We start from the raw sequence: 9,451 nt of genomic DNA on the forward strand, positions 1-9,451 counted from the left end.
ACCTCAGCGCTCAAGCGCCGCCGGAGACTTCAGGGCGGCGGCGGTGAGATTTTCATGGCCATGGGCCGTTACCGCCACATCGTCTTCGATGCGAATGCCGATGCCCTTCCAGCGAGCTTCGATCTCCGGCTGGCCATCTGGCACCGGCAGCCGATCGCTCACGTAGAGGCCCGGCTCCACGGTGAGCACCATGCCCGGCTCCAGCTCCACGTGGTGCTCACCGAGGCGATAGGCCCCCACATCGTGTACATCAAGGCCAAGCCAGTGGCCGGTGCGGTGCATGTAGAGGTGGCGGTAGGCCCCCTGCTCGATCACCCCGTCAAGGGATCCTGCCAGCAGCCCTAGGTCCAGCAGGCCCGCCACCAGCACCCGCAGGGCGGTCTCGTGCACCCCTTCAGCGCTGAAGCCCGGGGCCACCGAATCCACCGCCGCCTCCTGGGCCGCCAGCACCAGCTCGTAGAGGGCGCGCTGCTCAGCACTGAAGCGACCGTTGATCGGAAAGCTGCGGGTGATATCGCCGTTGTAGTAGTCGGCCAAGGAGCAACCGGCATCGATCAACAGAAGATCGCCGTCGTTTAGCGGGGCGTTGTTGGCGATGTAGTGCAACACGCAGGCGTTATCGCCGCCGGCAACGATCGTGCCGTAGGCCGGGCCACGGGCACCCTGCTCCAGGAAGTGCTGCTCAATCACAGCCTGCACCTGCCGCTCATTGAGGCCAGGCCGCACCACCTGGCGGGCCAGCTCATGGGCCTCGGCCGAGATTCGCGCCGCCTCGCGCATGCGCTCCAGCTCCTCGGGGCCCTTGCGCAGCCGCAGCTCATGCAGGAGCGGACAGGGGGCCACCAGCCCCAGGGCGGCCCGGCCGCTGCGGGGGGCTCGGTCGAGCTGAGCGGCCCAAGCCGCCAGCACCAGCGGCTCCACCTTCGGGTGCTTGCCAACGCGAAAGGCGATGCCCTCAGCGCCCCTGAGGTAGTCGGGCAGGCGCTGCTCTAGCTCGCTGCGCGGGTGGGCCAGGTCAGCGCCAAACTCGGCCACGGCGCCTTCAGTACCCCAACGGAAACCATTCCAAACCTCGGCGCTGGCCTCGCGGGGCTGCACAAACAGCACGTAGCGCTCACCCTCGGGCCGGTGGGGCAAGAACAGGGCCACCGCCTCGGGTTCATCAAAACCGGTGAGGTACCAAAAGTCGCTGTTTTGGCGGAAGGGCCACTCGCAGTCGGCGTGATGGGTCACCAGGGTTGCCGCCGGAATCACGGCAGCAGCTTCCCCGAGCTGAGCGAAGAAACGCTGACGCCGCTGGGCGAAGGTCGACGGATCGATCATGAAAAAGCGGCCGGCGGGCCCTGCAGAAGCCCAGTTTGGAGCAGGCAGCGGGACAGACGCTGGCGGAGCCGATTTAATAGGTAGATGGTGAGCGGCGAAATGGCGGAATGAACGACCTGCTCATCCTGGCGCTGCTGGTGGTGCTGGTGATCGCAGGTTCGGCCCTGTGCTCTGGAGTTGAGGCAGCTCTGCTCACCGTGAACCCGGTGCGGGTGCACGAACTTGCCTCCCGCAGCAAGCCCGTGCGCGGAGCGCGGCGCCTGGAGCAGCTGCGCCAGCGCCTGGGCCGCACCCTGTCGGTACTGGTGATCGCCAATAACGGCTTCAACATTTTTGGCAGCTTGATGCTGGGCGGCTACGCCGCCATCGTTTTCAAACGCCAGGGCATCGAGGGGGTCGCCCTGCCCCTGTTTTCCGTAGGGCTCACCGTGCTGGTGATCCTGCTGGGGGAAATCCTGCCCAAGGCCCTCGGCAGCCGCCTGGCCCTGCCGGTGGCCCTGGCCAGCGCCCCTGCCCTGGCGATCGTGGCCGGCCTGATGTTGCCCCTAGTGCTGCTACTGGAGCGGCTCCTGCCGGCGATCACCGCCGAAAACGAGATCAGTACCGACGAAGAAGAGATTCGTCTGCTGGCTCGGCTGGGCTCCCAGAAGGGCCAAATCGAGGCCGATGAGGCGGCCATGATCGCCAAGGTGTTCCAGCTAAACGATCTCACCGCCCGCGATCTGATGACACCACGGGTGGCGGCTCCCACCCTCGATGGGGCGACCAGCCTGGAGCAGTTGCGCGAAGATCTACTGGCGAACAACGCCGAATGGTGGGTGGTGCTCGGCGAAGAGGTGGATGAGGTGCTGGGCGTGGCCGGCCGGGAGCGACTTTTGGCAGCCCTGCTCCAAGGCGAAGGCAATCGCACTGCCGCCTCCCTAAGCGAGCCGGTCGATTACGTGCCGGAAATGATCCGGGCCGACCGGTTGCTCACGGGCTTCCGCCGCAACAGCAGCGGCGTTCGCGTCGTTGTGGACGAATTCGGCGGCTTCGTGGGCGTGATTGGCGCTGAAGCGGTGCTTGCGGTGCTGGCCGGCTGGTGGCGCCGTCCCCAACCGGCGGGCGAAGGGATGCGGCCATGAGGCCCGAACCGTGCGCCAAACCGTTCCCCGATCAGGCGCCCGCCATCCCGGAGCGCTGCCAATCCCTGCTCGACCAGTGGCGCCGCCAGCTCCAGCTCAGCGGCCGCGAGCAAAGCCAGCTGGCCGGCCAGCTGCTGGCCCTAGATCGCCAGCTAGGGCGCCTGCAGCAGCGCAGTCTGCGGGTGGCCGTGTTCGGCCGTGTGGGGGTGGGCAAGTCGAGCCTGCTCAACGCCTTGCTGGGGGAGGCGGCTTTCGCCACCGACGTGGCCCACGGCTGCACCCGACACCAGCAGGCCCAAGCGTGGGCGCAACCCATGGCGGGGCTAAACCGGGTGGAGCTGGTGGACACCCCTGGCATCGATGAGATCGCGGCCGCCGCCAGGGCCCGACTGGCGGCCCGAGTAGCCCTCGGCTCAGATCTGGTGCTGCTGGTGCTAGACGGCGACCTCACCAGCGTCGAGCACGACGCCCTGGCGCCACTGCTGGCCAGCGGCAAGCCGGTACTGCTGGTGCTAAACCGCTGCGACTGCTGGAGCGAGGCCGAGCAGGCCGAGCTGATCGCCAGCATCAAGCGGCGGCTGCCGGCAGCGGCCCGGCACCTGGAGCTGATCCCGGTGGCCGCCGCGCCACGCCAACCCCAGCTGCTGGCCGATGGCCGGGTGCGCAGCGTTGTTCAAGCTCCGCAGGTGGAGCCGCTGCGGCAGTCGCTGCAGCTGTTGCTGGAGCAGCACGGCTGCCTGTTGCTCGCCCTTAATGCCCTGGGCAGCGCGGAGCGCTTTCACCAGTCCCTGCAACGCTGGCGCCTGGGGACCAGCCGCCAGGCCGCCCAGAGCCTGATCGGCCGCTTCGCCGCCCTCAAGGCCACCGGCGTGGCCGCCAACCCCCTGGTACTGCTGGATCTAGCCGGCGGCCTGGCCTGCGACACCGCCCTGGTGCTGCAGCTCTGCCAGCTCTACGGCCTGCAGATGCATGGCGCCGGCGCCCGCCAGCTGCTGCGGCGGCTCTCCGGCCACAACGCCCTGCTGGGCGGCGCCCAGATCGGCATCCAGCTAGCCCTGGGCGCCCTACGCCAACTGCTGCTGCTGGCGGCACCGCTCACCGGCGGACTCAGCCTCGCTCCAGCCGCCCCGGTAGCCCTGGCCCAGGCAGCCCTGGCCGTGCACACCACCAGGCTCACCGGCCGGCTCGCCGCCGCCGAACTACTGCGGAGCGCCCAGCGGGGCGGCCAACCCGGCGCCCTGCTGCGGCGCCTGTCTATCAGCGATCCCCAGGTGCGCCTCTGGCTGGGCGAGCGAAGCGAGCCGGCCCCCAACCTCCAGGCCCTGCTGCCATGAGCAACGGGGTCGTCAAAGCCGCAGAGGGGCCGGTAGCCCTGTTTGGCACCAGCGCCGACCCGCCGACCCGCGGCCACCAGGCCCTGCTGGAGGGCCTGGTGCAGCTCTATCCCCAGGTCGCCACTTGGGCAAGCGACAACCCCCAAAAACTCCACGGCGCCCCCCTGGAGCAACGATCCACCCTGCTGGGCGAGCTGGTGGCAGCCATCGGCGATCCAAGGCTGAGCCACCGGCAGGAGCTCAGCAGCCCCTGGGCAATCACCACCCTGGAGCAGGCAGCGGCCCAGTGGCCTGGTAGCGAGCTGGTGTTTGTGGTGGGCAGTGATCTGGCTGCCCAGATCCCCAGCTGGAAACAGGCCGAAGCCGTGCTGAAGGCCTGCGTGCTGGCAATCGCCCCCCGGGCCGGCTGGCCCCTGCAGCCCAAACAACTGGAGCAGCTCACCCAGCTGGGGGGCCGGGTGGTGATCCTGCCCCTGCAGGTTCCCGCCACCGCCAGCTCGGCGCTGCGCCAAACCCCCGACCCCGCCCAGCTACCTGCGGCCCTGTTGCCGCTACTGCTCGAGCACAATCTCTACGGATTAGGCGAACCGAACCTCAGCCAGCCCCTCAAACGCCCCTAATGCGCCTCGCCCTGGCCCAACTAAATCCGCTAGTTGGCGACCTGGCGGGCAACGGTGAGCTGATTCTGGCGGCCAGCCGTCAGGCCGCTGCCCAGGGGGCTGATCTGGTGCTCACCCCCGAGCTGTCCCTTTGGGGCTACCCACCGCGCGACCTGCTGCTGCGCCCCAGCCTGATCGCGAAGCAAGGCGCCGTGCTCAACCAGCTGGCCGCGTCCCTAGCCCAAGAGCTGCCCCAGCTGGCCGTGCTGGTGGGCATGGCCGAACCATCAGGCGCCGCGCCGTTGCCCAACCTGTTCAACGCTGTGGCCTTAGTGGAGGCCGGCAGCTGGCGCGTGGTGGCCCGTAAGCGGCTGCTACCCACCTACGACGTCTTCGACGAGCAGCGCTACTTCTGCGCCGCCACAGGGCCGAGTGTGCTGGAGCTTGAGCTGGGCGGCCGGACCTGGCGCCTAGGGCTAACGATCTGCGAAGACCTCTGGGTTGAGGAGGAGCTGCAGGGCCACCGCCTGGCTGGTGCCGATCCCGTCGCCGAGCTGCTCTCAAGCCGCATCGACCTGCTGCTCAACCTCTCGGCATCACCGTTTGGCCAGGCCAAAGTGGCCCTGCGTCAGAGCCTGGCCCGCCGGGCCGCCAGCCGGCTCGCTTGCCCGGTGGTCTACGTCAATCAGGTGGGCGGCAACGACGAGCTGGTATTCGACGGTGCCAGCTTCGTGGTGGATGCCGGCAGCGGAGTAGGTGCCAGCGGCGGAGTAGACGCCAGCAGCGCAGTGGTGAGCCAGCTGGCCAGTTGCAAGGAGCAGGTGAGCTGCTGGGAAGTCAACAGCGCAGCGCCAGCGACATCTTTGCCAGCGGCATCTTTGCCTACTGAAAACGAGCAGTTGTTTCGGGTCCTGGTGCTAGGCGTGGCCGACTACGCCCGCAAATGCGGCTTCAGCAGCGCCGTGCTGGGACTGAGCGGCGGTATCGATTCAGCCCTGGTGGCCGTGATCGCCGCCGCTGCCCTGGGGGGTGAGCGGGTGCAGGCACTGATGATGCCCTCCCCCTGGAGCTCGGATGGCTCCCTACGCGATGCCCAGGCCCTAGCTGGGCGCCTGGGCCTGGGCTGCCGCACCGCTGAGATCGCGGCGCTGATGGCCAGCTTCGACACCGCCCTAACACCGGTGCTGGCTGGCCCACCCAGCGGTCTGAGCGCCGAAAACCTGCAGTCGCGCATCCGCGGCACCATGCTGATGGCTGTGGCCAACCAGCAGGGCCAGCTGCTGCTCTCCACCGGCAACAAAAGCGAGCTGGCCGTCGGTTATTGCACCCTCTACGGCGACATGAACGGCGGCCTGGCCGTGATCGGTGACCTCTACAAAACCAGCGTGTTCGAGCTCTGCGCCTGGCTCGATTCGACCGCCGCCGGCCCCTGCCGGCGTGAGCTGGGGCTGCCAGGCGACGGCGAGCTGGTGGGGCGGACGATCCGCGATAAACCCCCCAGCGCCGAGCTGCGCCCCGACCAGCTCGATAGCGATTCCCTGCCCGACTACGCCGTGCTCGACCCGATCTTGAAGGCCTACATCGAGGAGTTGGCCAGTCCGGAGCAGCTGATCGCCAGCGGCACCCCAGCGGAGCTGGCCGAACGGGTGATGCAGCTGCTGCGCCGGGCCGAGTTCAAGCGTCGCCAGGCACCGCCCCTGCTCAAGATCGGCGACCGGGCCTTCGGCAGCGGCTGGCGCATGCCGATCGCCGCCCGCTAAATCCTGCATGGCGCCGATCGCCAGCCGCAGCCAATCTGGAACCACAAACAGCAGCACATCCATGGCACCCCCCAGCTCCAGCGGCGCCAGCCTGACGGCCCCGATGGCAAGCATCGGCGTGCCCGCAGAGATCAAGCGCGATGAACAGCGCGTGGCCCTCACCCCTGACGGGGTGGCCGATCTGGTGAACCAGGGCATGGAGGTGCGCATCCAGGCGGGAGCAGGTTTAGGGGCTGGCTTCAGCGATGCCGCCTTCGCCGCCGCCGGGGCCCGGCTGGTGAGCGCCGCAGAAGCCTGGGGCGCTCATTTGGTGGTGAAGGTCAAGGAGCCCCAGCCCGAGGAGTTCGGCTTTCTGCGCTCCGATCTGGTGCTGTTCACCTACCTGCACCTGGCCGCCTACCCGGAGGTGGGCCGGGCCCTGCTGGAAGCGGGCACCACTGCCGTGGCCTACGAAACCGTGCAGCTCGAAGACGGCAGCCTGCCCCTGCTGGCGCCGATGAGCGAAATCGCCGGTCGGCTGGCAGCCCAGGTGGGAGCCCATCTGCTGGAGCGCCCCCACGGCGGTCGCGGCATCCTGATGGGTGGTTGCACCGGGGTGCGGCCGGCGCGGGTGGTGGTGCTGGGTGCAGGCAGTGTGGGCTGGAATGCGGCCCGGATCGCCGCCGCCATGGATGCGGAGGTATTCCTGCTGGATCGCTCGCCCGAGCGGCTGCGCAGCCTCGAGGCCCACCGCCGCGGTCGACTGGTGAGCCTGGTGAGCAGCAGCAGCCTGATCGAGCGCCTAGTGCCGGGTGCCGATCTACTGATTGGTGCCGTGCTCACCGCCGGTGGCCGGGCCCCCACCCTGGTGGCGGAGGCGCTGGTGCAGCAAATGCAACCCGGCTCCGTGGTGGTGGATGTGGCGATCGACCAGGGGGGCTGCATTGCCACCAGCCGCGAGACCACGCACACCGATCCGGTGCACACGCTCCACGGCGTGCAGCACTATGCCGTCGGCAACATGCCAGGGGCCGTGCCCTTCACCTCCACCGAAGCGCTGGTGAGTGTCACCCTGCCCTACATCCTCGTAATGGCGGGGCGGGGCCTGGTCGAAGCCGTCACCGACCGGCCCGAACTACTCTCCGGCCTCAACACTGTGCATGGGGCGGTGTGCCATCCCGGCGTTGCCCGGGCCCTGGATGTGACGCCCCGCCACCCGATGGCCTGTCTGCGCTGACACGGTCTTGCACTGACCCGTCTTGCACTGACCCGGCTTGCGCCGATGAACCAGGGTCAGGCCAGTTCCAGCGCCTCCAGGTAGAGCCAGCCGCCGTCGAGGCTGTGGCCCTCGCGGCCGAACAGCGAGCATTCCCGCATCACACCCCGCTGGCCGGCAGCGAAGTAGTGGGCCTCAAAGGTCACCGTGCCGCTGAGGTCGTGCGGGGCTCCGGCCGTCACGGCGAGGATCTGTAGCCGCTGCCAATGGAGCTGACCAAGGCTGGCCAGCAGCTCCCGACGCCGGCGCGCCAGGGGCACCGGGGAGGGCTGGCTGGGTCTGCAGCAGGTACTCCACCTCCCCCAGGGCATAGGCGCTGTAGCGCGAGCGCATCAGCTGCTCGGCCGTGGCCGCCTGGCGTTCGCCGCGGTGCAGCGGCGCGCAGCAGCTGCCATAGCGATCTCCACCACAGGGGCAAGGGTCCTGCATGGCTCAGGCTGACCCAGCCAGCGGGCGGTTCAGAGCCGCCGGATCGATCCCCTCGCGCAGGGCCACCAGCAACCCGGCGGCTTCGGCGTAGGAGCTGGCCGGGATCGCCGCCAGCCCCAGCGCCTCGGCGGTCACCTCCAGCAGGCAGGGATTGGCGACGCTGATCAGGGGGATGCCCCGCTCGGCACAGGCCAGCACCGCCGCTCCGCCCAGGGCACCGGCGGGGGCCACCACCGCACCCAGCTGCGCGACGTGCAGCAGCGGAGCCGTTCCGCGCGTTGCTGAGTCCACCAGGGGCACCAGATCCGGCGCCCGGCTCAATCCCACCAACACGCAAGGCAGAAAGGTGTGGCCCAGCTCTTCAGCCGCGGCGCGGGGATCTAGCGCGGGATCGAGAGGCAGGGGCAGCAGCGCCGGGGCATGGGCACAGGGAATCCCCAGATGGCGCACCAGCAGGTGGCTGATCACCGCTTCGGCGCCCGCCAGGGCATCGACGCCCGATCCAGCCCGGTAGGCCGCTAGGGCTTCGCTTTCGGGATCCTCAGGGAAGCGGGCCACCACGGCGATGGCGGTGGCGCCGGCCGCCACCAGCTGCTCGCCGGCGCGCAGCAGGACATCGGGGCGGGCGATCGTGCCCCAGCTGCTGCCGCTGGCCCCCAACTGCAGGCTCACCCCAAGGGGCACCTCGCTTGTTAGCACCGGCCCGATCGGCAGGCCGAGGCTGGCTTTGCAGGCGTCGATCACCTGGCGGTGGCGCAGCAGCAGCTCCGGTTCGATGCCGGCGTCGAGCAGCACGCCCACCCGCTGGGACGCCCGCGGCGCCAGGGCTAGCTCGCCAGCTGCGAAGCGATCCAGGGCCCAGCCCTCCACGTAGTGGATGCGCCGATCGCTCCAGTACAACGAGGCCCCATTCATCACGTTGGGATGGGTGATCAGGCAGCCACTGGCGGCCGCCAGCAGGCGGGCGGCGGGCAGGCCATCGCCCGCATAACCACCGAGCTCACATCCAATCCCGGTGGGAATCACCAGCAAGGTGGGCAGAGGCAGGCTCGCCGTCATGCCAGCACCACCGCTTCAAGCGTCAGCAATGGGCACGATCCAGCCAGACCAGGCTCCACCGCGGTGATCGCCCAGCGCAGCGGTTGGCCGTGCGGGGCCAACGCGGCCTCGATCTGGGCCAACAACGGCCCTGGAGCACGGCGTAACTGCAGAGTTATGGGCTGCAGGCGCACCGCCGCAGCACTCATTTCTGGTATTTACCGAACTGGGCTTCGTAGAGGGCGTCCTCCATCCCCGCCTGGAGCTTGAGATCAGCCAGGGGGAAGGAAACGCAGAGCAGGGCATAGCCCTTTAGTTGCAGGTCCGCCTTGACCCCCATGGCATCGGGCTGGTGCACGCTGCCCTCACTGATCAGAGCCGCGCAAGTGGTGCAGACCCCCGAACAGCATGAACTGGGCAAGGGGACCCCAGCGGCCTCGGCTGCAGACAGCACGGTTTGGTCGCTGCGGCAGGAAAAAGTGTGTTGGGTGCCTTGAAACTCGGCGGTGATTGTGAAGGTCTGGGTTTCGGTCACAGGAGGGTGCCGGAGTGGGCAGCTAGAGGCCATTGTTCCAGCCCACCCGCAACA

Annotated in this window: 10 protein-coding genes and 1 pseudogene; 5 read left to right on the plus strand and 6 right to left on the minus strand. The window is 68.9% G+C overall.

Translation table 11 applies throughout. The features are described from left to right. Positions 1-3 precede the first annotated feature (3 nt). Positions 4-1,323: an aminopeptidase P N-terminal domain-containing protein gene (locus KBZ22_RS08335; protein WP_254940982.1), complete on the minus strand. Its 1,320-nt coding sequence runs from the start codon at positions 1,321-1,323 to the stop codon at positions 4-6. A gap of 107 nt (positions 1,324-1,430) precedes the next feature. Between KBZ22_RS08335 and KBZ22_RS08340 the strand changes: the two genes are divergently transcribed. The 5 genes from KBZ22_RS08340 to ald all read left to right on the plus strand — a co-directional run bounded on the left by KBZ22_RS08340 (position 1,431) and on the right by ald (position 7,356). Next, the gene (locus KBZ22_RS08340; RefSeq protein ID WP_254940981.1) at positions 1,431-2,447 is read left to right on the plus strand and encodes a CNNM domain-containing protein; all 1,017 of its coding nucleotides are present in this window, start codon (positions 1,431-1,433) and stop codon (positions 2,445-2,447) included. Continuing rightward, entirely contained in the window at positions 2,444-3,781 is a 1,338-nt protein-coding gene (locus KBZ22_RS08345) for a DUF697 domain-containing protein (RefSeq protein ID WP_255021680.1), read from the plus strand. Before KBZ22_RS08340 ends, KBZ22_RS08345 begins: the two co-directional genes overlap by 4 nt. Then, positions 3,778-4,401 (plus strand): nicotinate-nucleotide adenylyltransferase, encoded by a 624-nt coding sequence (locus KBZ22_RS08350; protein WP_255021681.1) that lies wholly within the window; start codon positions 3,778-3,780, stop codon positions 4,399-4,401. The genes KBZ22_RS08345 and KBZ22_RS08350 overlap by 4 nt, the downstream gene beginning before the upstream one ends. After that, a complete protein-coding gene (locus KBZ22_RS08355) occupies positions 4,401-6,140 on the plus strand; it encodes an NAD+ synthase (protein WP_255021682.1) in 1,740 nt (579 codons plus the stop codon). The genes KBZ22_RS08350 and KBZ22_RS08355 overlap by 1 nt, the downstream gene beginning before the upstream one ends. Before the next feature lie 103 nt (positions 6,141-6,243). Continuing rightward, positions 6,244-7,356: an alanine dehydrogenase gene (ald, locus tag KBZ22_RS08360; RefSeq protein ID WP_255021706.1), complete on the plus strand. Its 1,113-nt coding sequence runs from the start codon at positions 6,244-6,246 to the stop codon at positions 7,354-7,356. Between the two features lie 56 nt (positions 7,357-7,412). On the opposite strand, the gene KBZ22_RS14400 is transcribed toward ald, so the two are convergent. The 5 genes and pseudogenes from KBZ22_RS14400 to KBZ22_RS08380 all read right to left on the minus strand — a co-directional run bounded on the left by KBZ22_RS14400 (position 7,413) and on the right by KBZ22_RS08380 (position 9,430). Further along, positions 7,413-7,655 (minus strand): YchJ family metal-binding protein, encoded by a 243-nt coding sequence (locus KBZ22_RS14400; protein ID WP_396111850.1) that lies wholly within the window; start codon positions 7,653-7,655, stop codon positions 7,413-7,415. A gap of 46 nt (positions 7,656-7,701) precedes the next feature. Then, positions 7,702-7,824: pseudogene (locus KBZ22_RS14405) on the minus strand (hypothetical protein); the annotation flags it as partial. A gap of 3 nt (positions 7,825-7,827) precedes the next feature. Continuing rightward, on the minus strand, positions 7,828-8,883 hold the full coding sequence (locus KBZ22_RS08370) for a DUF3326 domain-containing protein (RefSeq protein WP_255021683.1): 1,056 nt from the start codon (positions 8,881-8,883) through the stop codon (positions 7,828-7,830). Further along, complete coding sequence (locus tag KBZ22_RS08375) at positions 8,880-9,071, minus strand: hypothetical protein (RefSeq protein WP_254940975.1); 192 nt, start codon at positions 9,069-9,071, stop codon at positions 8,880-8,882. Before KBZ22_RS08375 ends, KBZ22_RS08370 begins: the two co-directional genes overlap by 4 nt. After that, positions 9,068-9,430, minus strand: a complete 363-nt coding sequence (locus KBZ22_RS08380) for a 2Fe-2S iron-sulfur cluster-binding protein (RefSeq protein WP_261353992.1) — start codon at positions 9,428-9,430, stop codon at positions 9,068-9,070. Before KBZ22_RS08380 ends, KBZ22_RS08375 begins: the two co-directional genes overlap by 4 nt. Between the last annotated feature and the right edge of the window lie 21 nt (positions 9,431-9,451).

The organism is Cyanobium sp. L1E-Cus, assembly GCF_024345755.1.
GTDB classification, from domain to species: Bacteria; Cyanobacteriota; Cyanobacteriia; order PCC-6307; family Cyanobiaceae; genus Cyanobium_A; species Cyanobium_A usitatum.

Coding starts and splice junctions, on each gene's coding strand:
- KBZ22_RS08335 (WP_254940982.1), bottom strand. CDS start 1,323: ATGATCGATCCGTCGACCTTCGCCCAGCGGCGTCAGCGTTTCTTCGCT.
- KBZ22_RS08340 (WP_254940981.1), top strand. CDS start 1,431: ATGAACGACCTGCTCATCCTGGCGCTGCTGGTGGTGCTGGTGATCGCA.
- KBZ22_RS08345 (WP_255021680.1), top strand. CDS start 2,444: ATGAGGCCCGAACCGTGCGCCAAACCGTTCCCCGATCAGGCGCCCGCC.
- KBZ22_RS08350 (WP_255021681.1), top strand. CDS start 3,778: ATGAGCAACGGGGTCGTCAAAGCCGCAGAGGGGCCGGTAGCCCTGTTT.
- KBZ22_RS08355 (WP_255021682.1), top strand. CDS start 4,401: ATGCGCCTCGCCCTGGCCCAACTAAATCCGCTAGTTGGCGACCTGGCG.
- ald (WP_255021706.1), top strand. CDS start 6,244: ATGGCAAGCATCGGCGTGCCCGCAGAGATCAAGCGCGATGAACAGCGC.
- KBZ22_RS08370 (WP_255021683.1), bottom strand. CDS start 8,883: ATGACGGCGAGCCTGCCTCTGCCCACCTTGCTGGTGATTCCCACCGGG.
- KBZ22_RS08375 (WP_254940975.1), bottom strand. CDS start 9,071: ATGAGTGCTGCGGCGGTGCGCCTGCAGCCCATAACTCTGCAGTTACGC.
- KBZ22_RS08380 (WP_261353992.1), bottom strand. CDS start 9,430: ATGGCCTCTAGCTGCCCACTCCGGCACCCTCCTGTGACCGAAACCCAG.